Source organism: Arthrobacter sp. 10N44_2, from assembly GCF_056394385.1.
The window spans coordinates 306,296-330,882 of sequence record NZ_JBFTHT010000001.1 but is presented as its reverse complement, the minus strand read 5'-3'; the positions used below and the strand labels follow the sequence as shown (position 1 = coordinate 330,882).

Here is a 24,587-nt window from a genome sequence, read left to right as displayed (position 1 = left end):
CCGCCCGGACCCGGTGGTAACGTCTGCATCCAATCGAGAAGACTTTGCCGGCTGGGGGCAACCCTGATCGCCTGGAGGTAAATTTCAGGCGTCGAAAGCTGGTGTGCAATGAAGTGGTTGTTTGGGCCCGCGGCGGTGCTGGCGCTTGGCGGCACCATGCTGCCAGCCCCACCGGTCGTGGCAGACACAACGCAAGCCACCTCAACCCAGGTGGTCAATTTTTCTCTGGAAAGCAGTTTCTGCCCCCAGTACGGTCTGTACGGCATAGCGCATGTTTCGGTCGACGGCACGGCCGGAATGACTGCCGACCAGAATTTCATCTGGACCACCCAAACAGCCGCCACCTCGATCCATGCAGTTCCGCCGCAGGGCGCCGTCGCCAATGTCACGATTGTCTACCACTGCAACGTACAGGTGCTCTGGTGGCTGGAGCCCGGAAGTGCCCGCCGGGTGCAGGCCGCCCTGTGGGTCAACGGCTCAGGCCAGCAGCCCAGCTACACTATCGGGCCGAATCAGCCAGCCCCCGGGCCAACCCCGCCGCCAACGACTCCGCCTCCCACAGCCCCGCCGGCCTCCCTAACGCCAACGACTCCACCAACGTCAGTGTCGGTACCCGCGCCCACGACGCCAACCGTCATACCGACCACCGAGCCAACGTCCGCGCCAGTCACCGTGCCGACGGTCCCGGAAACACCCGCCGCACCAACGTCCGAGCCGGCCGCGCCACCGACGGTCCCGGAAACGACCACCGAGCCAACGTCCGCGCCAGTCACCGTGCCGACGGTCCCGGAAACGCCCGCCCCGCCAACGTCCGAGCCGGCCGCGCCACCGACGGTCCCGGAATCGCCCGCCCCGCCAACGTCCGAGCCGGCCGCCCCACCAACGGTCCCGGAATCGCCCGCCCCGCCAACGTCCGAGCCGGCCGCCCCACCAACCACCGCCCCACCAACCACCGTGTCAGCTACAACGCCAGAGACAGCGCCAACGGAACCAGCCACACCCGCGCGTACAGCATCGCCCACGCCCGGACGGACATCGCCCGTGCCTACCCCCTGAAACGCAGCTACAGTCGGGGGTTCACTTCTGATAGGTGATGTATGCCTCGTACTGCACGCGCCATTTATCCGCAGCCTTGGGATCCGGGACCGTGGTGGTGAGGAATTGAACGCTGGTCACTTGGCCTTTGAGGTATTTCAGCCACTTGGTCACCTCTTCGGCAACGTCGCGATCGAACTGGACTACGTGGTGCACCTGCATTGCCATGGCGGCCTCCGGATTCGCTGGTTCGCTGGGTTCGGTGGAGTGACTTTACCGCCGCCGCCCGTTCACGGCCAGAGTCCGGCGTCCGCGCAGATGGAGCACATGGACCCGCCGCGCTAGTCGCCGGTTTCCGTCGCTTCGGAGGCAGCCCTGCCAGGGTGCGCTTCCCCGCTGTCCGGGCTGGCGATGTCCCCGGGGAAGGCATCGGGTTTCGCTGCAGCAGGGGTGCTGCCCTCCCCCACGATCACGGCGAGCACACCGAGCCCGGCGTGGGCCGCCAGGACTGCCGGGAGAGCGCTGATCTGGGCCGGCGGACATGCCGGTAATGCCACGGCCAGGCGCCGGGCAAGGTCTTCAGCCTCGGCCTGGTTGCCAAAGTGGTGCACAGCCAGCCGCGCCTGCCCGGCAGGGCGGCCGGAGGCGTCCGCGGCCACGATTTCTTCCAGGCGTGCGATGGCCTTCGCCGCTGACCGGACTTTTTCCAGCGGGATGATCCGGCCGTCTTCCACCGCCAGGATGGGTTTGATGGAGAACATGGTCCCCCAGAGCGAGGCCGCCGCCCCGATCCGGCCGCCCCGGCGCAACTGTTCCAGGGTCGGGACATAGAAGTACACTTTGGTGCGGTCCAGCCGGTCCTGCGCGAAGGCCAAGACGTCGGCCGCGCTCCTGCCGTCGGCGGCCGCGACCACCGCGCCCTGCACGCCCATCCCCTGGGCCATTCCGACCGTCCGGGAGTCGAGGACCTCTACGGGTATGCCGACCCGTTGGGCTGCCAGGCGGGCGGCGTCGGCTGTCCCGGACAGCCCCGCCGAGATGTGAATGGAGACCACCGACTGGAAGCCACGCTCGCTGGCCTCCCGGTAGGCGTGTTCAAACTGCCCCGGTGACGGACGCGAGGTCTTGACGGGCTTGCCGCTGGCCAGGGCCACGGCGATGGTCTCCGCAATGTCGTCCTCACCCTCGCCGTAGATTTCGGCGCCGATCATCACGGGCATCGGGACCACGGTGAGCCGGCCGTCAGCAGCGAAAGCCCGGACCCAGTCCGCGGGCAGCGCGGCGGCAGAGTCTGTGACCACCGCAACCTGCACGACGGCGGCGGGAGCCGCTTCGGGGATGCTGTCCCGGGAACCCTGCCGCAGGCGAACAAGCCGCTCGCGCAGCCATGGCCAGCCTGACGGCTCGCGGTGTGGCACGAAGGACCTCCTGCTGTGGGGACGCGTGGACTTGCTTCTCCGGCGGGGGCACTTGTGCCCGTCCCATTGTCTGCGCTGGTTGTCTGCACTGGCCGCCGGGATCAGCCGGCGGCCAGTGTCAAGCTGGTACGTCCGGCTAGGCCGGGACGATGTTGACCAGTTTAGGCGCCCGTACGATCACCGTGCGCAGGGCACGGCCATCGAGGGCGCGCTGGACATTTTCCGATGCCAGCGCCAGTTCGCGCAGGTCCTCCTCGGAGATGTCCGGGGAAACCTCCAGCCGGTCCCGCACCTTGCCCTGCACCTGGACGACGGCGGTGACCGTGTCCTCCACGAGCAGTGCGTCGTCGTGCGTGGGCCAGCCGGCGTTGGCGACCGATGCCGGGTGCCCCAGGACGTTCCACAGATCCTCGGCGGTATACGGTGCAAACAGGCTCAGGATGACGGCTACGGCCTCGACGGCCTCGCGGACTGCTGGGTCCGCACCGCCGGCACCGCTGGCTGCATCTATGGTCTTGCGGGTCGCGTTGACCAGTTCCATCAGCTTTGCGACAACCACGTTGAACTTGTTGTTGTCCAGCAGGGCCTGCGCATCGGCGATCGTGCGGTGGGTGACGGTGCGCAGGGCACGGTCACCGGTGGCGGCATCGACGCCGGGTGCGCTTGTGACGTCCTGCCCGAGGCGCCAGGCCCGGGCCAGGAACTTGGCGGAGCCCGACGGCGATACGTCCGCCCAGTCGACGTCGTCCTCCGGCGGGGAGGCGAAGATCATGGTCAGGCGGACAGCGTCCACACCGAACTTGTCCAACTGCTCGCCGAGGTCGACGCCGTTGCCCAGGGACTTGCTCATGGCCTTGCCGCCGTTGAGCACCTGCCCCTGGTTCAGCAGTGCGCTGAACGGCTCGTCCGCCTCAATCATGCCGAGGTCGTGGATGACCTTGGTGAAGAACCGCGCATAGAGCAGGTGCAGGATGGCGTGCTCCACGCCGCCCACGTACTGTCCGACCGGCATCCAGTCGTTGATCTTCTCCGGATCGAACGGACCGCCGGTGTACTGCGGAGAGACGAAGCGCAGGAAGTACCAGGAGGAATCCACGAAGGTGTCCATCGTGTCCGTGTCCCGTTTGGCCGGGCCCTGGCAGTTGGGGCACTCGACATTGACCCAGCTTTCGACCGCGGCGAGCGGTGACGTGCCCTTCGGGGACAGGTCCTCGCCGCGCAGGTCCGCCGGCAGGGTCACGGGCAGCTGATCATCCGGGACCGGGACCTCCCCGCAGGCCGGGCAGTGGATGATGGGGATCGGTGTGCCCCAGAACCGCTGCCGGCTGAGCAGCCAGTCACGAAGCCGGAAGTTCACGAACTTCTCGCCGGTGCCCAACTCGCGCAGGATTTCGATGGCCGCCGGGATGGCCTCGGCCTTGGGCAGCCCGTCGAGGCCGCCGGAGTTGATCAGGGTCCCCTCGCCGGTGGTGGCGATGCCCGTGGCAGCCGGGTCTTCCTCGCCCGTGTCCAGGACTGCCCGGACGGGCAGGTCAAAGGTCTTGGCGAAGTCGAGGTCGCGCTGGTCATGGGCCGGGACGGCCATGATGGCGCCTGTGCCATAGTCGGCCAGGACATAGTCGGCGGCCCAGACGGGCAGCTTTTCGCCGTTGAGCGGGTTGGTCGCGTAGCGCCCGGTGAAGACGCCGGTCTTCTCGCGCTCGGTGGACTGGCGCTCGATTTCGGAGAGCGCCTTGACCTGCTCCCGGTAGGCGTCCAGGGCGGCGGCGTGCTCGTCGGTGACCAGTTCGACGGCGAGCGGCGCGTCGGCGGCGACGACGAAGAACGTGGCGCCGTAGAGGGTGTCCGGGCGCGTCGTGAAGACGGTGACGTCCTTGGCGGCCTTGCCGCCGTCGGCCTCGATCACGAAGTTGACGTGGGCACCCTCGGAACGGCCGATCCAGTTTTTCTGCATCGCGAGGACGCGTTCGGGCCAGTGCCCGCGCAGTTCGTCCATGTCATCGAGCAGGCGGTCGGCGTAGTCGGTGATCTTGAAGTACCACTGGTTCAGGGACTTCTTGGTCACGGGAGTGCCACACCGCTCGCAGGCGCCGTTGACCACCTGTTCGTTGGCCAGCACGGTCTGGTCCTTGGGGCACCAGTTGACCGGCGAATTCTTGCGGTAGGCCAGTCCACGTTCGTAGAACCGCGTGAACAGCCACTGGGTCCAGCGGTAGTACTCCGGGTCCGAGGTGTGCAGCCGGCGGGACCAGTCCGCAGAGATTGCGTAGCGCTTGAACGACGCCGCCTGGGTGTCGATGTTGGCGTACGTCCACTCACTGGGGTGCGCGTTGCGTTTGATCGCCGCGTTTTCCGCGGGCAGGCCGAAGGAGTCCCAGCCGATCGGGTGCAGCACGTCGTAGCCCTGCTGGCGCAGGTAGCGCGCCACAACGTCGCCCATCGCGAACGCCTCGGCGTGGCCCATGTGAAGGTCACCGGACGGATACGGGAACATGTCCAGCACGTAGCGGCGTTCCTTTGAGCCGTCGTCGAGCGGCGTGAAGACCTTCAGGTCTTCCCAGACCTGCGGCCACTTGGCTTCCATTGCCGCGAAGCTGTAGGCACCTTCCTCAGGCCCCTCCGCCGCGGCTGCTGGCGATCCGGTCTGTGTTTCCGGCTGAACGCTCACTGCTGGCCTCTTCTGTTCTGTGCGGCCTGTTATCCAGGCCTGTCTACCTTCAGGCCTGCCTGCCGCCAGGCCTGTTCACCATCAAATCTGCACTGTCATGGCCGGCTGCCCGGTCCTGACCCCATACTGTCCGTACGTGGTACACCTGCTGTTACTTCGTGCGTTGCGGACCGGAATGTACCCCGGACACACAAAAGCCCCTCGACATGGAGGGGCCGCCGCTCGGCAATCCGGGGACTCTTCGGAAACGAGGTCTCGCCGGGATGCCGGGCGGCTAGCTAAGCAGGAGCACGGCGCGCATAGGACCACTTTAGCCCCTCGGGCTGGTTCGTGCTGAACCGACGGGCCGGTTGCGGCCCGGTAGTCGCAGTCGACTCGCGCTCCGGCGGCCTGTGCGGGCTGCTATGTCCGCAATTGTTACAAACGACATACCTATGGAATAGCGGTACTTACTGCCAATTGCCCGACGTATCGGGCAAGTAACTACGACAGAAATTCGGGTAGCTCGGCGCGGAAAACAAGTAGAAAAACAACGAACACCCGGGTGGCCGGCCACGGGCGCCCGGGCCCTTCCGCGAAGTTTCTTCGGAGAGCGCATTGTGAGCCTCCAAGCTGGGAGAAACCCGTGAAAAACCGGGAAGCAGGCCTAAAATTTTGATCTTGCCAAACGATTCAAATGGGAACACTATTCGATAAAGATCAGCAAGAAATGGGATCTCTCGGGGGGATTCGCAAATGGTCTCGGGTTGAGGAGCCTGTCATGTATCAATTGCGCAATTCTTCCGTGCATTTGCCGAAATCCCCCGCCGGCCGCACCTGCGACGCCGGCTCCCTGGAACAGGGCTAGCCATGTTCGGCTGGATCACCCGTTTCAGTATGCAGTTCCGCATCCTGGTTCTCGCCATGGCGGCCGGACTCATTGCCTTCGGGGTAGTGAACGTCCCCCACGTCGCCATCGACAGCATGCCCGAGTTCGCCCCGGCCCACGTCGAGATCCAGACCGAGGCCCTGGGCCTCTCAGCTGCCGAAGTTGAACAGCTCATCACTGCCCCGATGGAAGCCGACCTCCTTAACGGGGTGGCGTGGCTCGATGAAATCCGGTCCAAATCAGTTCCCGGCCTGTCCTCGATCGAGCTCGTGTTCGAGCCGGGCACCGACCTTCTGCGCGCGCGCCAGCTCGTGGCCGAACGCATGACCCAGGCCCACGCGCTGCCGAACGTCTCGGCGCCGCCGCTGATCATGCAGCCGTTGTCGTCCACCAGCCGCGTCCTTATGGTCCGGATGAGCTCCAAAGAGCTTTCCGGGATCGAAATGTCGGTCCTGGCCCGGTGGAAGATCAAGCCGCGGCTGATCGGCATTCCCGGGGTCGCCAACGTTTCCATTTGGGGACAGCGCGAACAGCAGCTCCAAGTAGAGGTGACCCCCACGCAGCTGCGTGACAAGGGCATCACGCTCGAACAGGTCATCAAGACCACCGGCAACGCAGTCTGGGTGTCGCCGCTGAGCTTCCTTGAGGCGTCCACCCCCGGCACGGGCGGGTTCGTGGAGTCGCCGAGCCAACGCCTGGGCATCCAGCACGTGCTGCCCATCCGAACACCGGAGGACCTGGCCAAGGTCAGTGTCGAAGACGCCGGATCTCCCATGCTCCTGGGTGACATTGCCCAGGTGAAGGAGGACCACCAGCCGCTGATCGGCGATGCCGTCGTCGGCCAGGATGCGGGCCTCCTGCTGGTCGTGGAGAAGTTCCCCGGAGCCAGCACGCTGCAGGTCACCAAGGACCTCGAGGCTGCGCTGAACGACATGCAGCCCGGGCTTTCCGGAATCCAGATGGATACGTCCGTCTTCCGGCCCGCCTCCTTCCTGCAGGATGCCGTGGACGGACTCGGCCTGGCGCTGCTCGTGAGCCTCCTGATCGCCGTGCTGCTCTTCTGGGCCCTGTTCCGCTCCTGGCGGGTGGCCGTGATCGCCCTGGTGGCGATCAGCACCACCGTCATGGCGGCGGGAGTGGTGCTCTACTTGCTCGACTCCACACTGAATATCTCGATCCTCGCCGGCATCTTGCTGGGCGTCTCTGTGATTGTCGGAGACATCGTGGAGGATGTGCAGGCGCAGCGGCGCCGGCCGTTGCGGACCACCGGGACCGAGACAGATGCCACCATCAGGTTCCGCATGGTCCAGCTTGTCCGCAGCGTCCGCACACCGCTGTTCCACGGGTCGCTCATCATGGCCCTCGCGCTCGTACCGACGCTGTTCGTCACGGGAGTCGGCGGTGCGTTCTTCCAGCCCCTCTTCTGGTCCCTGGCGTTGGCGCTTGCCGTGTCAATGCTGGTGGGTTTGTCCGTGACACCGGTCCTGGCATATCTCCTGCTTCCCGGTGAGAAAGCCCGGCGGGCGGACTCGCCCGGTGTTGTCCGGGCCAGGTCCACGTACGACAGGGCACTCGAGGGGGCACGTTCCCGCCGTGCCCTCGGCATTGTCGCTGTCGCCGTCGTTGGACTGCTGGGGCTCGCCGCGGCATCGCAGCTGGTCGGGAACCGGGCGGTCGTGCCGACGATTCCGGACCGGACACTCCTGGTGCAGTGGGACTCGATGGCAGGCACGTCCAACGACGAGGTGCGTCGGGTGGCGTCCAAGGCGTCCGACGAACTGCGGACCCTGCCTGGTGTCTCGGGAGTTGGCGGCCACATCGGCCGCGCCATTTCCTCCGACCAGGTTGTCGGGAACAGTTCCGCGGAACTCTGGGTGTCCATCACACCGGATGCCGACTTCAGCGAAACGGAGCAGGCGGTCCGTGACGTCGTCCAGGGCTACCCCGGCATCGCCCACAACGTGGTGAACTACTCCCAGCAGCAGATCGGCCAGGAGCGCAGCAGCATGGATCCCGGATTCGCTGTCCGCGTCTACGGAACAGACTTGCCCGTCTTGCGAGAGAAGGCAGAAGAGGTCCGCAAGGCCATCGAAAAGGTCGACGGCGTGAAGAACCCGACGATCAACGCCAGCGCCATGACGCCCATCGTCGAAGTCGAGGTCAACCTCGAGGCGGCGCAGAAGGTCGGCATCAAACCCGGCGACGCACGCCGCGCCGCCGCCGCCCTGATGCAAGGCATCGTCGTCGGCAACCTCTTCGAACAGCAGAAGGTCTTTGAAGTGGTGGTGCGCGGCGCGGTGGACGTCCGGGATGACCTGACCAGCATCCGTGAGCTCCTGCTGGATACGCCAAGCGGCGGCCAGGTCCAGCTGGGCCAAATCGCCGACATCCGGCTCGTTCCCAATGAAGTCGTGATTCTGCACGATGACACCTCACGCCGGATCGATGTGGTGGCCGAGGTCAGCGGACGTCCGCTCGCGGATATCCAGCGCGACATCAACGCGGCGATCGAGCAGATCCAGTTCCCGCTGGAATACCACGCCGAAATCCCCACGAAGTACAGTGAACAGCTCGCCGGGGACGCCATGGTTCTGTGGATCGGCGCGGCTGCCCTTCTGGGAATCCTGCTCCTTCTCCAGACAGCGGTGCGGAGCTGGAAGCTGGCGCTTGCCATCTTCCTGTCCCTGCCGGCCGCGCTGGCCGGGGCCGCCGTGGCAGCGTGGATCGCGGGAGGCGCCATCACTGTGCTGGCACTCACGGCCTTTGCCGCGGTGCTGGCCGTTGCAGCCCGCAACGCGGCGCTGCTCTCCGCCCGGACGGATGAGCTGTGGCGGGCCACCCCGCACGAGTCCCCTGACAAGGTCATCATGATGGCGGCCCGGGACCGGGTCTCGCCCATTCTGAAGGCAGCCCTGATCACGGTGGCGATCCTGATCCCGCCGGGACTCTTCGGCGGCGCCGTCGGCGGGTCCTTCCTGGGCCCGATGGCCCTGATCATCGTCTGCGGACTCATCACGACAACTCTCATCGGGATCTTCGTACTCCCCCTGCTCGCTCTCTGGTTCGGGCCCGGTTCCGCCCCGGAAGAGTGGGCCGAAGTGTACGAGGCCGAAGTTCCCGTCCAGCCCGTTACGCAGGAAAAGGTGGAAGCAAAATGACCAGCCAACAGCCCTCGCGGCGCCTGCCCCTGGCGGCCGCTTTATGCGCAGCACTTCTGTTCGCGTTGCCCGCATGTGCCCAGACGACGGCGGCGGCCCCCGCCGCCGTCTCGGCCAACGAACCCGCCAAGGTGGAGAAGAATGCCGCAACAGGCATCGCGAAACTGACGTTGACGGAGAAGGGAATCGAACGCCTCGACCTGAAGACCGACACCGTCAAGGCCGGAAAGGGCAAGGACGTCGTCGTGCCCTACTCAGCCCTGCTCTACGACGCCAGCGGAAAAACCTGGGTGTACACTAACCCGGCCCCGCGGGTCTACCAGCGGCAGTCGGTCACGGTAGCCAAGGTGGAGGACGGAGTGGTCACGGCCTCGGCCGGCCCCGCGGTCGGCACCGCAATCGTAACCGTCGGCGCGGCTGAACTCTTCGGCGCTGAATTCGATACGGCGCACTGACATGCGCCGGATTGTCGCTGCAAGCCTGAGGTTCCGGTCGATCATCATTGCGATGGCGGCCGCCCTCATGATCGTGGGCGGCGCGCAACTCAGCAGCGCTTCGGTGGATGTTTTCCCGGAGTTCGCACCGCCCCGCGTCGAGGTTCAGACGGCATGTCTGGGTCTCACTGCCTCCGAAGTCGAGGAACTCGTAACGGTTCCGATGGAGCAGGCCTTCAACGGCATAGACGGCCTGGACCAGATGCGGTCGAAGTCTGTGTCGCAGCTGTCCGCCATCGTGATGGAGTTCAAACCCGGGACCGATCTGCTCACCGCCCGGCAGCTGGTGTCGGAGCGGATGGCAACGGTCATACCGACTCTGCCGACCTGGGCCGCGCCGCCAATAATGCTCCAGCCGCTGTCCTCCACCAGCCGTGTCATGAAGATCGGGCTCTCCTCCGAGACCCGCTCCCTGATCGAAATGTCCATGGTTTCCTACTGGAACATCCGGGCACACCTGCTGCGGGTGCCTGGCGTGGCGAACGTTGCGATCTGGGGCGAACGGCTTCAGATGCTCCAGGTCCAGGTTGATCCGACCAAGCTGGCAGCCAACAACGTGACGCTGGAAAACGTCATGAACTCCACGTCCGACGCCTTGGACGCCGGCCTGCTCAAGTACTCCCCCGGTGCCTTGATCGGCACCGGAGGGGCGCTGGAAACACCCAGCCAGAGCATGTCCATCAGGCACGTACAACCCATCACGTCTCCGGCGGACCTTGCCCAGGTGCCACTGGAGGAACGCGAGGGACTGCCTCCCCTGAAGCTCGCCGACGTGGCAACCGTCGTGGAGGACCACCAGCAACTGATCGGTGACGCGGTTATCAATGGCGGCCCCGGACTGATGCTGATCGTCGAAAAGCTGCCGTGGGGCAACACCCTCGAAGTCACCCGCGGGGTCGAGGAAGCGCTCAAGGAACTGCAGCCCGGCCTGACCGGAATCGCGGTCGACACCACCCTGTTCCGGCCCGCCTCGTTCATCGAGGAGTCGCTCGGCAACCTGAGCCTCGCGCTGCTGCTGGGCTGCTTCCTGGTGGTCCTGGTGCTGAGCGTCTTCCTGTTCCAATGGCGGACAGCCCTGGTGAGCGTGACGGCGATCCCGTTGTCGCTGATGGCAGCGGCCCTGGTGCTGTATTGGACCGGAGGCACGATTAATACGATGGTGCTTGCGGGGCTGGTGATTGCCGTCGGGGTCGTGGTGGACGATGCCATCATCGACGTCGAGAACATCGTCAGGCGGCTCCGGCACCACCGCGCCAGCGGCGGGACCGAAAGCACCGCCCGCGTGGTCGTCAACGCTTCCCTGGAAGTCCGCGGCCCCATCGTCTACGCCACCCTGATTATCGTTGCCGCCACGGTACCGATCTTCTTCCTGGATGGCCTGACGGGCGCCTTCTTCCGGCCCCTGGCGACCGCCTACACCCTGGCGGTTTTGGCGTCCATGCTGGTGGCCCTCACGGTCACGCCGGCCATGGCGTACATCTTCCTGCGCAATGCCAAGCTGGAAGACCGCGATCCGCCGGTGGTCCGGGTCCTCAAGCGCTGGTACGGCGCCGCCCTGCGTCCCATTGTGAAACGCCCGCTCCCGGGCTACCTCGCGGTGGGGGCACTCGGCGTCGTCGGAATCATAGCGGCCCCGCTCCTGGGCCAGTCACTGTTGCCCTCGTTCAAGGAACGTGACTTCCTCATGCACTGGGTCACGCAACCCGGCACCTCCAACGCCGAGGAAGTGCGCGTCAGCCAACTGGCCTGCCAGGAGCTGATGACCATTGCCGGCGTCAACAACTGCGGGTCCCACATCGGTCAGGCCTTCGCCGCCGATGAGGTGGTGGGGGTCAACTTTGGCGAGAACTGGATCAGCGTTGACCCCTCGGTCGACTACGACAAGACCCTGGCCTCCATCCAGCAGGTCGTGGACGGGTATCCCGGCATCCACCGGGACGTCCAGACCTACCTCAAGGAACGTGTCCGCGAGGTGCTCACCGGTACGGGCTACTCGATCGTGGTCCGCGTGTACGGCGATGACCTGGACACGCTGAAGAAGCAGGCGGACAAGGTCAAGACTGCCCTGGCCGGCATCGAGGGTGCCATCGGAGCCAAAGTCGCACTCCAGGTCAACGTTCCGCAGGTGGACGTCGAGGTGAACCTGGACGCCGCCAACCGCTACGGCCTGAAGCCCGGTGACGTCCGCCGTGCCGCAGCCACCCTGGTATCCGGCGAAGAGGTCGGCGACGTCTACCGGGACGGCAAGGCCTATGACGTCCAGGTCTGGAGTCCTCCGGCGATCCGGACCAGCGTCACAAGCATCGAGAACCTCCCGCTGGACACTCCCAGCGGGCAGAAGATCCGGGTGGCCGATGTCGCCAAGATCACGGTAAAGCCCACTCCCAACGTCATTGAGCGTTCGGAAGGGTCCCGCCGCCTCGATGTCAGCGCCAACGTCAAGGAAGGCGATCTGGCCAAGGTCGTCGAGAAGCTCGAATCCGATCTCAAGTCCGTGGAGTTCCCCACCGGGTACAGCGCCGAGATCCTGGGCGAATACGCGGAGCGACAGGCCGCCTCGCAGCGGCTTCTCCTCTTCGCGATGGGCGCCCTGGTTGTGGTATTCCTCCTGCTCCAGGCGGCATTCCGGAGCTGGCGGCTTGCCGTTCTGGGCATCCTGACGCTGCCGGTGGCACTGGTGGGCGGGGTGATCGCCGCGCACATGAGCGGCGGAATCCTGTCCCTCGGGTCGCTGGTCGGGTTCCTGACAGTGATGGGCATCGCCGCCCGCAACGGCATCCTGCTCATCAACCACTGCCAGCACCTGGAACAGTTCGAAGGCGTGCCGTTCGGCCGGGACCTGGTCCTGCGGGGCGCAGCCGAACGCCTGTCACCAATCCTGATGACCACGCTCGCCACCGCACTCGCCCTGGTCCCGCTGGTGGTGATGGGCAACCGCCCCGGCCATGAGATCGAGCACCCCATGGCCGTGGTGATCCTGGGCGGGCTGGTGACATCGACACTGGTCAACCTGTTCATCGTTCCATCGCTCTACCTGCGGTTCGCCAAGAAGGGTCCGGCACGTCATGACCGTCAGCCCCGCGAGCCGGAACCTGTATCAGCCGTATAGCAACAACTACCAACAATGAGAGGCCAGTCAGATGACTCCACTATCTAAGAGATTTACCGCTTACGGCTCCGCGGTCTTGCTGGTGGTGGCGTCGCTGACGGCGGCGACGGCGGCCGCGGCGACGGCAGCCACCGCGCCGGCGGCCGCCCGTTCGCAGGAACTGTGCGGCCCCGGCTCGGCAATCAAATTCAACCGCAGCGCCTTCCCGTCCAGGCCGGAGATTGACAACAAGTGGTTCCCCCTCGAACCCGGCATGCAGTACACCACCACCGGCAAAGTAGTCTCCCCGGACGGGACAACCACCCGCAAGGTTGTCAGCACGGTCACGGGGCTGACCAAGGTGATCGACGGGGTGAAGACCATCGCGATATGGGACCGGGACTACTCCGACGGTGAGCTCGCGGAATCGGAACTTGCCTTCTTCGCCGAGACACGGAAGGGCGACGTGTGGCTCTTCGGCGAATATCCGGAGGAGTACGAGAACGGGAAGCTTGTGGGTGCGCCAAGTACGTTCATCAGCGGCATCGACAAGGCCCAGGCGGGCATCGCCATGCAGAGCCACCCGCGCCTGAAGACCCCCGCCTACCCCCAGGCCTACGCACCCAGCGTGGACTTCCTGGACTGCGGTGATGTGTTCGCGAAGGACCAACGCGTCTGCGTCGCCACTGGTTGCTACAGCGATGTGCTGGTTATCGATGAGTTCAACCCGCTGGACCCGCCAAGCGCCGGCCACCAGCGAAAGTTCTATTCCAAGCACACGGGTCTGATCAAGGTCACGGCCGTGGGCGGAGAGGACCAGGAGTTCCTGAATCTCGTCAAGATCAAGAAGCTCAGCCGCTCCGAGCTGAAGAGCGTCAACGAGCAGGCACTGCAGATCGACCGCCGGGGCTACACGGTCAGCAAGGACGTCTACGCGAAGACGCCGCGCGCTGAGGTGGCACGTGGCTACGATGGCCACCACTACCACTAACGGCCCTGCCGCTCCCGGGCAATAGACAAAGGAGCCCCGGCCGGGATCTTCCCGGCCGGGGCTCCTTGTGCGCGCCTACTTCACGTCGTCGTCAACCCAGCTCATCGACTTGGTGACGGCCTTCTTCCAGAGACGCATCTGGCGTTCCCGCTCGGCCTGGTCCATTTGCGGCTCCCACCGCTTGTCCTCGGCCCAGTTGGCCGAGCACTCGCCCAGGTCCTTCCAGAATCCGACCGCCAGGCCGGCCGCGTAGGCTGCGCCCAACGCCGTCGTCTCGACCACCTTCGGACGGATGACCGGCACGCCGAGGATGTCCGCCTGGAACTGCATCAGGGCGTCGTTGGCGACCATGCCGCCGTCGACCTTCAGCTCCGTCAGCGGTACGCCGGAGTCGGCGTTGACGGCGTCCAGCACCTCACGGGTCTGGAAGGCGGTGGCCTCCAGCGCCGCGCGGGCGATATGGGCCTTGGTAACATAGCGGGTCAGGCCCACAATGGCGCCGCGGGCGTCCGAGCGCCAGTACGGTGCGAAGAGGCCGGAGAATGCCGGCACAATGTACACACCGCCGTTGTCCTCCACCGAGGCCGCGAGGGTCTCGACCTCGGGGGCGCTGCTGATCATGCCGAGGTTGTCCCGCAGCCACTGGATCAAGGAACCGGTGACGGCAATGGAGCCCTCCAGCGCGTAGTGCGGCGCCGCGTCGCCGAGCTTGTAGCCGACGGTGGTCAGCAGCCCGTTCTTGGAATGGATAATTTCCTCGGCCGTGTTGAAGATCAGGAAGCAGCCCGTGCCGTAGGTGTTCTTGGCTTCCCCGGCATCGAACGCCGCCTGCCCGAACGTGGCCGCCTGCTGGTCGCCCAGGATCCCGGCCACAGGAACCTCGCGAAGCAGCTGGGAGGTGTGCACCGTGCCATAGACCTCGGAGGAGGACTTGATGGCCGGCATCATGGAGGCCGGGACGCCGAACGCGTCCAGAATCTCCTGGTCCCACGACAGCGTCTCAAGATCCATGAACATGGTCCGTGAGGCGTTGGTCACGTCGGTGACGTGCACTCCGCCGTCGGTCCCGCCGGTCAGGTTCCAGAGCACCCAGCAGTCGGTGTTGCCGAAGACGAGGTCGCCGGCCTCCGCCTTGGCCCGGGCGCCCTCGACGTTGTCCAGGATCCACTTGATCTTGGTGCCCGAGAAGTAGGTCGCCAGCGGCAGGCCCACCTTCTGCTTGAAGCGTTCTACCCCGCCGTCCTTCGCGAGTTCGTCCACGATCGGCTGGGTGCGGGTGTCCTGCCACACGATGGCGTTGTAGATCGCCTCGCCGGTGGTCTTGTCCCACACCACCGCTGTTTCGCGCTGGTTGGTGATGCCGACGGCGGCGATGTCGTGCCGGGTCAGGTTCGCCTTGGACAGGGCCGAGCCGATCACCTCGCGGGTGTTGTTCCAGATTTCAGCGGGGTTGTGCTCCACCCAGCCGGGCTGGGGGAAGATCTGCTCGTGCTCCATCTGGCCGGAGGAGACGATGCTGCCGCTGTGGTCGAACACGATGGCTCGGGTGCTCGTGGTCCCCTGGTCGATTGCAACTACGTACTGGTTCATAGTGACGTCCTTGTCTGTTTGGCGTGGCAGTTGTACTGACGGTTGAACGGGCAGTTAGTGAGGGATGACGGGGATGATGATCGGCACGACTGCTGCCACGAGGCCGCCGAGGCCGCCGCCAATGAGCGGACCGACCACCGGGATCCAGGAGTAGCTCCAGTCGCTGGAGCCCTTGCCCTTGATGGGGAGCAAGGCGTGCGCGATGCGGGGGCCCAGGTCACGGGCGGGGTTGATGGCGTAGCCGGTGGGGCCGCCGAGCGAAACACCGATACCGACGACCAGCAGGGCCACCGACAGCGGGCCGAGCCCGGAAGGCGTCCCGCCGAAGGTCAGGATAACGAACACGAGGACAAAGGTGCCGATGATCTCGGTGATCAGGTTCCACTGGTTGGAGCGGATCGCCGGGCCCGTGGAGAAGACGGCCAGCTGACTGGCGGGCTCCTGCTCGAGATCAAAGTGCTGCTTGTGGGCCAGCCACATCACGACGGCGCCGAGGAAGGCACCGGTCAGTTCACCGCCGAAGTACGTCAGGGTCGAGGCGAAGTCAACCGGAACACCGGGGGCGTACAACTTCTTGCCGTTGACCAGCAGGCCAAAAGTCACGGCCGGGTTCAGGTGCGCACCTGAGATGGAAGCAACATAGACACCGGAGAAGACGGCAAGGCCCCACCCCCAGGTGACCATGAGGAACCCGCCGTTATTGCCCTTGGTGCCTTTGAGCGCAACGTTGGCCACAACGCCGCAACCCAGCAGGGTCAGCATGGCGGTACCGAATAATTCGGATAGGAAAACTATTCCAAGAGACATCTTTGACTCCTCTATTTTCTGTTGTCGGCCTCCGCGAGTTTGGAAGCCGTTGGGCCGGCAGCATGTTCGTGCTGCCGGCCGGCCACTGCGCCGGCCGCCAGGGCGGACCGCGCAGTGCTTGCACCAGGGCTTCCCTGCCCGGGCACGCAAGCAATATCAGGCGACCAAGCTGTGGACCCGGACACCGTGGAACCGCTGTAGCACCTCCTGTGCGTGGCTGATCTCTGAGGCCCGGCGTGCCGCGTCCCAGCCGAGCGGTCCGGAAAGGATGTCCGCGACTTCGTTGAGCAGTTCCCCTGTCACCAGGCCGCGAAAGGCCAGGGACGTGCGGCGGATGAGGACGTCCACGAGGTGCCCGATCTGCTCATGGGCGGCCATGAACTCCAGTTCCCGGGTGCTCAGCTCGCGGGTGGAATGCAGCAGCCGGTCCGGCTCGCCGGCCGCGGCCCCGTCCAGGAAGCGGATGACTTCTTCGGCACGGGTCCCGTAGCGGGTCAGCAGCCCGGTGACGCGGGCGACGTCGCGGCCGGCCGACATGTGGGCCTTGATCCAGCGCTGGACGCCGTCCTCGCTGTCCGGGAAGCCGGCGCCGCCGCCGATGGCGAGCTTCGCCGTCGAAACCTTCCGTTCCATACCGAGTTCGGCCAGGACGTCGTTGCTCAGGTGCTCGGCGAGGGCCCGGAACGTGGTCCACTTGCCGCCGACGAGGCTGAGGACGGCGCCGCCCGCCGCCGCACGGCGTTCGATCCGGTAGTCCCTGCTGACGAAGCCGGGCTGGGTCGCGTCGTGCTTCGGAAGCGGCCGAACACCGGAGAACGAGTAGACAATCTGGTCCCGGCCCACCGGGATGTCCGGAAACACGTGGCCGATCAGGTCAAAGAAGTAGTCGATTTCCGCCTCGGTGCACACGGCGTCCTGGGCCATGTCGGCGTCGACGTCGGTGGTGCCGACCAGGACGCGGTCACCCATCGGGTAGATCAGTACGATCCGGCCGTCGGTGTGCTCGAAGAAGATTTCGCGGCCGTTGCACGCCGCGAGCAGCTCCGGATGGTCCAGCACGATGTGCGAACCCTTGGTTCCGCCCATGAACGACGACGCCGCCCCCATGGCCTCGTTGGTCAGGTCGACCCAGGCGCCGGTGGTGTTCACGACAACGTCGGCAGTGAAGTCGAACACCTCACCGGTCAGTTCATCGCGCAGCTGGACAGTGGTTCCGGGGGTTCCGGGGGTTCCGGAGCCGCCCAGCGAGACCAGAGAGACGTAATTGCTGGCGCGGGCGTGGCCGTCCGCGCCGCCGGCCTTCTCGCCGTCCTGGAGCACGTCGAGGGTGAGGCGCTCGGGGTTGTGGACGGAGGCGTCGAAGTACGTGGCCGCGTACTTGATCCCGGGGTGCAGGCGGGGCAGCTCGGCGAGGGCGCGTTTGCGTCCGCGGAACTGGTGGCGCGGAACCGTGCCGCCGTCGCGGGAGAAGAAGTCGTACATGCTCAGGCCGAGCTTGATCAGGAACGCCCCGCGTTCGGTGTGCTTGCCCTGCTTGTGGGTCAGGAAGCGCATGGGGGCGGCCAGGACCCCGGAGAAGGTGCTGAAGATCGGGATCGTGGTCTGCAGCGGCTTGACGTAGTGCGGCGCGATCCGCAGAAGCCTGTTGCGTTCGGTCACCGACTCCTGGACAAGGCGGAACTCGCCGTTTTCGAGGTACCGGATGCCGCCGTGGATCATGTGGGAAGAGGCGCCGCTGGCACCCTGGCAGTAATCGCCGCGCTCAACGAGCGCCACATCCACGCCCTGCAGCGCCAGGTCACGGAACGTTCCGACCCCGTTGATTCCGCCTCCGATGATCAGAACCTGCGCGTGCCGCCGCGTCCGCAGCTTCTGCACCGAGGCGCGATCGTTCGCCGGTGTGCCGACTGAGTCCTTCTGTCCCAAAATTGCTCCCTTGGGTTTGATTCTGTGCGGCACGCCCGTGGCGCGGCGCCGTTCAACACTATTCTTTGGACTAATGGAAAATGGAGTCAAGCACTATGCACAAACGTGCAGATGGGAAATGTCATGATGCAATCACGCCAGTCCGACGCCCTCCGCGCGGCCCAGCTGTATTACCTGCAGGACCTGACCATGGACGCCATCGCCCGCGAGCTCCGGACGTCCCGGTCCACGGTTTCCCGGCTGTTGTCCGCGGCGCGCGATTCGGGTCTCGTGCAGATCCAGATCCGCAGCCCGCTGGACACCGGGCCCGAACTCGAGGGCATGATCCGCGCCGAATACAAGGTGGATGTCCATGTCGTTCCGGTGGTGGACACCCTCAATGAGGCGGAAACACTGGACCGTGTAGCCATGCAGGCTGCCCGGACGATCGGACCCCTGGTGGACTCCAACGCCATCATCGGCGTCGCATGGGGCTCCACCCTGAGCGCCGTGAGCCGGCACCTGACGCGCAAGATCACCCACGACAGCGTGATCGTCCAGCTCAACGGCGCCGGGAACATGCAGACCACCGGCATCACCTATGCCTCGGACATCATGAGGCGGTTCGGCAGCGCCTACGGAGCACGGGTGGAACAGTTTCCCGTGCCGGCCTTCTTCGACCACGCCGCGACCAAAAGGGCCATGTGGAATGAGCGGAGTGTTCAGCGGATCCTGGAGCTGCAGGCCCGGATGAGCATCGCGATCTTTGGTGTCGGATCGGTCGACGCCGACTACCCCAGCCACGTCTACGCCGGCGGCTACCTCGATGAAGACGACTTGAACGTCCTGGCGAACTCCGATGTGGTGGGCGATGTTGCCACGGTGTTCTTCCGCGCCGACGGGTCCTCGGACGGCATCACGCTCAACGCGCGCTCCACCGGCCCGGACCTGGCCCAGCTCCGCCAGGTCCGGCGCCGCATCTGCGTGGTGTCCGGTGCTTCCAAAATCAACGGGCTCAGGGGCGCGCTGGCGGCAGGACTGGCCACCGACCTGATTCTGGACGAGGCCAGCGCACGCAGGCTCGTCCGGTTCGACGGACTGGGCTGAGCGGTTGCGGGCACCGTGACCGGTGCGGCCGGCGGCAACGGCGGTCCGGCACTCGCCAGCGCCAGTGGGTAAAGTCTTTGTCATGAGACTCTCCCCCCGGCTGACCCTGAACAACGGCGTACTGATCGACCGGCTGGGGTTCGGGCTGTACAAGGTCCCCCCGGCCGACGCCGCCAGCCTGGTGACCATGGCGGTCGAGACCGGCTACCGGCACTTCGACACCGCCGCCATGTACGGCAACGAGACGGGCGTCGGCAAGGGAATCGGTGCCTTGTCCGGATTTGAGGGCACCGGCGGCGGGCCTGGGGAAACCGCGCCCTACGTTTCCCGCGAGGACCTCTTCATCACCACCAAGGTCTGGAATGACGACCACGGCTACGACGCCACCATGCGTGCGTTCGACACCTCGATCTCCAACCTCGGCCTGGAATACATCGACCTCTACCTGATCCATTGGCCGTGCGCGCGCCGTGGCCTGTTCCCGGAAACGTACCGGGCCCTGGAGACGCTGTACCGCGAGGGCAAGGTTCGCGCAATCGGGGTCTCCAACTTCCAGCCGCAGCACCTGGACCGGCTCCTGGAAACGGCGGAGGTGGTGCCCGCCGTGAACCAGATCGAACTTCATCCCTGGCTGCAGCAGGATGAACTGCGGGAAAAGCACGAGCTGCTGGGTGTCCGCACCGAGGCGTGGAGTCCTTTGGGCCGCGGCCAGGTCCTGAAGGACCCGGTGATCCTGGCCCTGGCGGCCGAACACGACCGCACGCCGGCGCAGATCATCCTGCGCTGGCACCTGCAGCTGGGCAATATCGCCATCCCCAAGGCCAGCTCGTCCGGGCGGATCCGTGAAAACTTCGAGGTCTTCGACTTTGAGCTCTCCCCGCTGGATATGACGGAGGTCGGCGGCCTCGAACGCGGCTTCCGGACCGGCTCCCACCCCGACAACGTCGCATAGGATTCGAACCAATGGAACAAGTGGATACCGGGTCCTCACGCACGCCCCTCTTCAGCGGCGGACTCGACGCCCGCACCCGGGCCGCGTCCGTTGAGGTTGACGGTGCCCGGATCGCGTACTGGGTCTACGAACCCGCCGAGGTCACCCCCGAAACGCGCACCATCCTGGTGGTGCACGGGTTCCGCGGCGACCACCACGGCCTGCTCAGGGTGGCCGACCAGCTGACGGACATGCGCCTGATCATGCCGGACCTGCCGGGCTTCGGCAGCTCGGCCGCCTTCGCGGGAACCGGGCACAGCGTTGCCGGCTACAGCCAGTTCCTGGGCGGTTTCATGGCTGCTCTGGGACTGGGCGCGGACACGGTCCTGCTGGGGCATTCGTTCGGTTCGATCATTGCCAGCCATTTCGTGGCGGCCAACCCCGGTGCCGTAGCCGAACTGATCCTGGTCAATCCCATCGCGGCGCCCGCCCTCGAAGGGCCCAAGGGCCTAATGACGAAGCTCGCGGTGCTCTACTACGAGGCCGCCGCACGCCTTCCCCAGCGGCTCGGGCTGGCCCTGCTGCGCAGCCAGGCGATCGTGCGGGTGATGAGTGTGACCATGGCCAAGACCGGGGACAAGGACATCCGCCGGTTCGTGCACGCCCAGCACAGCGCCTATTTTTCCTCCTTCGCAGACCGGGACAGCCTGCTTCAGGCCTTCAAGGCCTCGGTGGGCAGCAACGTCACCGAGGTGGCCGGCGACCTGACGCTGCCGGTGCTGCTGATCGCGGGCGAGAAGGACGAGATCGCCATGCTGGCGGACCAGCACAAACTCGCGGCGCGGCTCCCGGACGGGAGGCTGGAGGTCATTCCCGGCGTCGGGCACCTGATCCACTACGAAACCCCCGAGCCCGCTGCCCGCTACATCAGACGCTTCCTAAAGGACCACGCCGCGTGAAAATTCTCATTGATGCCCGCTTCACCCGGCTGGACCACCACGACGGCATCAGCCGCTACGGCGCCAGCCTGATCGCGGCGGCCGCCAGGATCGCCGACGTCTCGATGCTGATCAGCGACACCCGCCAGCTCGCGCTCCTGCCCGATGTTCCCTACACCCTGATCAACAGCCCGCTGTCCCCGGCCGAACTCTTCGTGGCGGCCAAGGTCAACAAGCTGGGCGCCGACGTGGTGGTATGCCCCATGCAGACCATGGGCAGCTGGGGCCGGAAGTACGCCCTGGTGCTGACCCTGCACGACCTCATTTACTACGAGCACCCCACCCCTCCCGGATTCCTGCCGGCCCCCGTCAGGGTCCTGTGGCGCCTGTACCACAAAGCGTTCTGGCCCCAGCGGCTCCTGCTGAACCGGGCGGACATCGTGGCGACGATCAGCTCCACCACGGCGGCCCTGATGGCGAAGTACCGGCTCACCCGGCGTCCTGTCAGGATTGTCGGCAACGCCCCACAGCACGGCCACACCCCGCGCGATCCCGGGGCGGGGGCCGACAAGACGCTGCTCTACATGGGTTCCTTCATGCCCTATAAGAACGTGGAGACCATGGTCCGCGGCATGGCGGAGCTCCCGGACATGACCCTGCATCTGCTCAGCCGCATCACGCCCGAGCGGCGGGCCGAGCTCGAGGCCCTGGCTCCGGAGGGCGCAAGCATCGTCTTCCACAACGGGGTGACCGACGCCGAGTATGAGGCCCTCCTGGCACGCACCACCGCCTTGGTCAGCCTGTCCCGGGCCGAGGGCTACGGACTGCCGCTCGTCGAGGCCATGTCCCACGGCACGCCGGTGATTGCCAGCGACATCCCGATCTTCCGGGAGGTCGGTGACGATGCCGTCAGCTACGTGCATCCGGACTCCCCGGCGGAGTTTGCCGAGGCGGTGCGCACGCTCGAGGACCCCGCCCTGTGGAAGGCCCGGTCCCGCCGTTCAGTGGAGCGGGCCGCAGACTTCAGCTGGGATGAGTCGGCGCGGCGGCTCGTGGCCGTCGCCGAAGAGGCCGTCGCGCTCCGGAACCGGCCCCGCGGCCGGAGATAGCCGGAACGGCTGTAAGTGGCCGGCGCGGAGATCCGCTCCGCGCCGCAGCCAAAGCGAGGCCGGGATGACGCCGGCGCCACGGGCCCCGACCACCCATTTGCCGCGGAGGGCCGCAATACGGAGCCTCATTCCGGCCATCTGCGGCGAATGGCCGCCGGCCTGCGGGCCTGTTGCGGCATGCGCGCCCTTTGAATAGAGGGACCGCCGTGCCGGTGGGGCCATGTGAGCCGCGGAGACGCAATGGAGGGTCCTACAGGACGTCGACGCCGTCCAGGCGCAGTTGCACCGGGTCGTCGCTGCGCTTGGCTGCGGCCGCCGCCTTGACGGCCCGCATGACGGCCGTGGCAGCCGCGGCCTGGGCGTAGGGGATGAACAGCAGGGTCCGGACCTCCTGGCCGGAGTCCCGGGGCACAGCATCCCGCGTCGCAGCATCCTGCGGCGGCGTGCGGCCTGCCCCCGCGGCCGCCGGCAGAATGACCGGCGCGGGCCCGGCCGTCCGGAGGACGGTTCCCTGCGCCGCCAGCCGCTGCTGGATGGCATCCGTGAAATGGCCGACGGCGGTCCTGCCGCCGGTGACGGAAGCGACCCGCACGGCGGGCGGCAGCTGCAGCTCCTGCCGCAGTGCCAGTTCCCGGCTGGCGTACCCGGCGGGATCCCAGCGCAGCAGGGCGCCAACCCCGGCGGCGTCGTCGGCCGTGATGACCACCAGGCCGCCCTCGGAAGCGGGCCGCACCAGGGCCGCGGCGTTGAACCAGCGGCGGACCGCGTCCTCCCCCGCCCTCAGGTTTTCCCGGCGCAGCAGCGAATCGCCGTCGAGCAGCAGGGCCGCGGCGTACCCGCCGAAGGCCACCGGTTCGGCGCCGACAGTTGCCACCACCAGGGCCGCGGTCTCCGCAACGGTGGCCTTGATCTGGTCCCCGGAGGAGGTGACGACCGGTTTTCCCGGAAACGCCCGGCCCAGCTCCTCCGCGGTGCGGAGGGCTCCCGTGGCGCCGCGCCTTAGCCTGGCGCCGTTGCACGTGCCGCAGCGCCAGGCCGGGGCCGGGGCCGAGCACCAGCGGCATTGCGGCACGGCGCTGCTCCCGCCCGGACCGGCGATCGCCAGCGGGCCGCTGCAGGCAGTGCAGCGGGCCGGTTCCCGGCAGGTGTCGCACACCAGCGAGGGGGCGTAGCCGGCGCGGGCCACCTGGACCAGGACCGGACCCCGTTCCAGGCCTTCCTTGGCGGCCCGCCAGGCCGCGCCGGGGAGCCGGGCGATCCGGGCGAGCGGGTCATGCTCGAGTTCGTAGCTGTCGGCCGTGTTCAGGACCCGCGGGACTGTCCGCCGCGCGACGGCCCGGTCCGCTTCCACGGCCTGGGCCCAGCCGGAGGCGACCAGCCGCTCCGTTTCGGTGCTGCGCGAATGGGCGGCGAGCAGGCACGCGGCCCCCTCCTGGCCCGCCCGGAGCAGGAGGACTTCGCGGGTGTGCGCGTACGGGGAGCGCTGCTCGATGTGGAGGTCGTCGCCGTCGTCCCAGCAGATGACGAGCCCGAGGTTCGGCACCGGCGCGTAGGCCGCGGACCGCGTGCCCACGGCGACCCCGGCGGCGCCGCTGAGTACGCGCAGGAAGCTGCGGTAGCGCGGCGTTTGGCCGTCGTCCGCGGTGAGCCGGGCGACGTCGCCGGCGGGAAGCAGTTCCAGCAGGGCAGATTCCACGCGGTCAAGGTCCCGGTAGTCGGGCACCACGACGACGGCGCCGCGGCCGGAGATCCGCACCGCGGCCACGGCTTCGGCGATCATCCGCGGCCAGCCGGCGGGCCCGTACCCCTGCAGGGCGGTCAGCACGGCCCGGGGCGACTCCCCCGCGGCGAGGTGGGCGAGGAATGCCGCACCGTTGCGGTACCGGGTCCAGATGCTGCCGGCGGCTGTCGACGGAAGCGACACGTCGGTCGCCAGACCGAACGTCTCAGTGCCGAACAGCGCGGGATCGAGCCGGCCGTCCGGGGCGAATTCCTTTTCCAGCTTGGCCATGCGCGGCGGCACGGCCACGCGCAGGACATCGCTGACCGTTCCGGCGTAGCGCGAGGCGATCCGGCCGGCGAGCTCGGCCACTGCGGGGGTCAGGACCGGGACGGCGGAGAGCACCTTGTGCAGCGGCACCAGGGGGTGGCCGGCGTCGGATCCGGCGGTGCGCTCCAGCAGGTATCCGGCCAGTTCCTGCCCGTTGAATTTGACCTTGACCCGGACTCCGGGGATGGCGTCGGCGTCGAGGGCGGCGGGGACGCTGTAGTCGAAAGGCCTGTCCAGGTGGGGCAGCGAGGACTCGATGAGCACCCGCGCCACCGGCAGGTGGGCCGCAAGGGCCGGCCCGGACGCTTCCGCGGCGGAGGCGGGAAAACCCTGGAGCAGGGACAGCTGCTGGGGTTCACCGGGCGCGCCGCCGGCAGGAATGGGACTCACGGCTCGCACCTCCCCTGAGGATCGTTCGACACATGCAATG

Annotated in this window: 16 protein-coding genes; 9 read left to right on the top strand and 7 right to left on the bottom strand. The window is 66.8% G+C overall.

The features are described 5' to 3' along the window. The first annotated feature begins 464 nt into the window (after positions 1-464). On the top strand, positions 465-1,094 hold the full coding sequence (locus AC1DBX_RS01535) for a hypothetical protein (RefSeq protein WP_476930919.1): 630 nt from the start codon (positions 465-467) through the stop codon (positions 1,092-1,094). Here AC1DBX_RS01535 and AC1DBX_RS01530 read toward each other — a convergent pair. The 3 genes from AC1DBX_RS01530 to leuS form a co-directional block, all read right to left on the bottom strand. Then, the gene (locus AC1DBX_RS01530) at positions 1,078-1,257 is read right to left on the bottom strand and encodes a hypothetical protein (RefSeq protein WP_476849342.1); all 180 of its coding nucleotides are present in this window, start codon (positions 1,255-1,257) and stop codon (positions 1,078-1,080) included. The genes AC1DBX_RS01535 and AC1DBX_RS01530 overlap by 17 nt on opposite strands. Before the next feature lie 119 nt (positions 1,258-1,376). Then, positions 1,377-2,453, bottom strand: a complete 1,077-nt coding sequence (locus tag AC1DBX_RS01525) for a DegV family protein (RefSeq protein ID WP_476930918.1) — start codon at positions 2,451-2,453, stop codon at positions 1,377-1,379. Between the two features lie 136 nt (positions 2,454-2,589). Further along, positions 2,590-5,121, bottom strand: coding sequence for a leucine--tRNA ligase (leuS, locus tag AC1DBX_RS01520; RefSeq protein WP_476849282.1), 2,532 nt, complete (start codon positions 5,119-5,121; stop codon positions 2,590-2,592). Positions 5,122-5,997: 876 nt separating this feature from the next. Here leuS and AC1DBX_RS01515 point away from each other — a divergent pair. Genes AC1DBX_RS01515 through AC1DBX_RS01500 form a run of 4 tightly spaced genes read left to right on the top strand, consistent with a single transcriptional unit; the run spans position 5,998 to position 13,720 of the window. After that, positions 5,998-9,147, top strand: a complete 3,150-nt coding sequence (locus tag AC1DBX_RS01515; RefSeq protein WP_476857065.1) for an efflux RND transporter permease subunit — start codon at positions 5,998-6,000, stop codon at positions 9,145-9,147. Further along, positions 9,144-9,602 carry a hypothetical protein gene (locus tag AC1DBX_RS01510; protein WP_476870906.1) on the top strand — a complete coding sequence of 153 codons (459 nt, stop codon included), beginning with the start codon at positions 9,144-9,146 and terminating at the stop codon, positions 9,600-9,602. The genes AC1DBX_RS01515 and AC1DBX_RS01510 overlap by 4 nt, the downstream gene beginning before the upstream one ends. Before the next feature lies 1 nt (position 9,603). Then, positions 9,604-12,750: an efflux RND transporter permease subunit gene (locus tag AC1DBX_RS01505; RefSeq protein ID WP_476930917.1), complete on the top strand. Its 3,147-nt coding sequence runs from the start codon at positions 9,604-9,606 to the stop codon at positions 12,748-12,750. 31 nt (positions 12,751-12,781) lie between these two features. After that, positions 12,782-13,720 (top strand): hypothetical protein, encoded by a 939-nt coding sequence (locus tag AC1DBX_RS01500; RefSeq protein ID WP_476870907.1) that lies wholly within the window; start codon positions 12,782-12,784, stop codon positions 13,718-13,720. 75 nt (positions 13,721-13,795) lie between these two features. Here AC1DBX_RS01500 and glpK read toward each other — a convergent pair whose 3' ends face one another. From glpK to AC1DBX_RS01485, 3 genes are all read right to left on the bottom strand, one after another. Beyond that, positions 13,796-15,310 (bottom strand): glycerol kinase GlpK, encoded by a 1,515-nt coding sequence (glpK, locus tag AC1DBX_RS01495; RefSeq protein WP_476930916.1) that lies wholly within the window; start codon positions 15,308-15,310, stop codon positions 13,796-13,798. Positions 15,311-15,364: 54 nt separating this feature from the next. Beyond that, a complete protein-coding gene (locus AC1DBX_RS01490; protein WP_476857068.1) occupies positions 15,365-16,117 on the bottom strand; it encodes an MIP/aquaporin family protein in 753 nt (250 codons plus the stop codon). Between the two features lie 156 nt (positions 16,118-16,273). After that, positions 16,274-18,043 carry a glycerol-3-phosphate dehydrogenase/oxidase gene (locus AC1DBX_RS01485; RefSeq protein WP_476930915.1) on the bottom strand — a complete coding sequence of 590 codons (1,770 nt, stop codon included), beginning with the start codon at positions 18,041-18,043 and terminating at the stop codon, positions 16,274-16,276. A gap of 123 nt (positions 18,044-18,166) precedes the next feature. Here AC1DBX_RS01485 and AC1DBX_RS01480 point away from each other — a divergent pair, with 123 nt between their 5' ends. The 4 genes from AC1DBX_RS01480 to AC1DBX_RS01465 all read left to right on the top strand — a co-directional run bounded on the left by AC1DBX_RS01480 (position 18,167) and on the right by AC1DBX_RS01465 (position 22,107). Continuing rightward, positions 18,167-19,129, top strand: coding sequence for a sugar-binding transcriptional regulator (locus AC1DBX_RS01480; protein WP_476849289.1), 963 nt, complete (start codon positions 18,167-18,169; stop codon positions 19,127-19,129). An 82-nt stretch (positions 19,130-19,211) separates the two neighbouring features. Next, entirely contained in the window at positions 19,212-20,081 is an 870-nt protein-coding gene (locus tag AC1DBX_RS01475) for an aldo/keto reductase (RefSeq protein WP_476930914.1), read from the top strand. A gap of 11 nt (positions 20,082-20,092) precedes the next feature. Next, positions 20,093-21,019 carry an alpha/beta fold hydrolase gene (locus AC1DBX_RS01470; protein ID WP_476857071.1) on the top strand — a complete coding sequence of 309 codons (927 nt, stop codon included), beginning with the start codon at positions 20,093-20,095 and terminating at the stop codon, positions 21,017-21,019. Further along, a complete protein-coding gene (locus tag AC1DBX_RS01465) occupies positions 21,016-22,107 on the top strand; it encodes a glycosyltransferase family 4 protein (RefSeq protein ID WP_476886472.1) in 1,092 nt (363 codons plus the stop codon). Before AC1DBX_RS01470 ends, AC1DBX_RS01465 begins: the two co-directional genes overlap by 4 nt. Positions 22,108-22,357: 250 nt before the next feature. On the opposite strand, the gene AC1DBX_RS01460 is transcribed toward AC1DBX_RS01465, so the two are convergent. Further along, positions 22,358-24,547 carry a primosomal protein N' gene (locus AC1DBX_RS01460; RefSeq protein ID WP_476930913.1) on the bottom strand — a complete coding sequence of 730 codons (2,190 nt, stop codon included), beginning with the start codon at positions 24,545-24,547 and terminating at the stop codon, positions 22,358-22,360. Between the last annotated feature and the right edge of the window lie 40 nt (positions 24,548-24,587).

What these genes read in the sequence shown, in the direction of transcription:
- AC1DBX_RS01490 (WP_476857068.1), bottom strand. Translation starts at nt 16,117, where the DNA reads ATGTCTCTTGGAATAGTTTTCCTATCCGAATTATTCGGTACCGCCATG.
- AC1DBX_RS01475 (WP_476930914.1), top strand. Translation starts at nt 19,212, where the DNA reads ATGAGACTCTCCCCCCGGCTGACCCTGAACAACGGCGTACTGATCGAC.
- AC1DBX_RS01510 (WP_476870906.1), top strand. Translation starts at nt 9,144, where the DNA reads ATGACCAGCCAACAGCCCTCGCGGCGCCTGCCCCTGGCGGCCGCTTTA.
- AC1DBX_RS01505 (WP_476930917.1), top strand. Translation starts at nt 9,604, where the DNA reads ATGCGCCGGATTGTCGCTGCAAGCCTGAGGTTCCGGTCGATCATCATT.
- AC1DBX_RS01470 (WP_476857071.1), top strand. Translation starts at nt 20,093, where the DNA reads ATGGAACAAGTGGATACCGGGTCCTCACGCACGCCCCTCTTCAGCGGC.
- AC1DBX_RS01480 (WP_476849289.1), top strand. Translation starts at nt 18,167, where the DNA reads ATGATGCAATCACGCCAGTCCGACGCCCTCCGCGCGGCCCAGCTGTAT.
- AC1DBX_RS01515 (WP_476857065.1), top strand. Translation starts at nt 5,998, where the DNA reads ATGCAGTTCCGCATCCTGGTTCTCGCCATGGCGGCCGGACTCATTGCC.
- glpK (WP_476930916.1), bottom strand. Translation starts at nt 15,310, where the DNA reads ATGAACCAGTACGTAGTTGCAATCGACCAGGGGACCACGAGCACCCGA.
- AC1DBX_RS01500 (WP_476870907.1), top strand. Translation starts at nt 12,782, where the DNA reads ATGACTCCACTATCTAAGAGATTTACCGCTTACGGCTCCGCGGTCTTG.
- AC1DBX_RS01530 (WP_476849342.1), bottom strand. Translation starts at nt 1,257, where the DNA reads ATGCAGGTGCACCACGTAGTCCAGTTCGATCGCGACGTTGCCGAAGAG.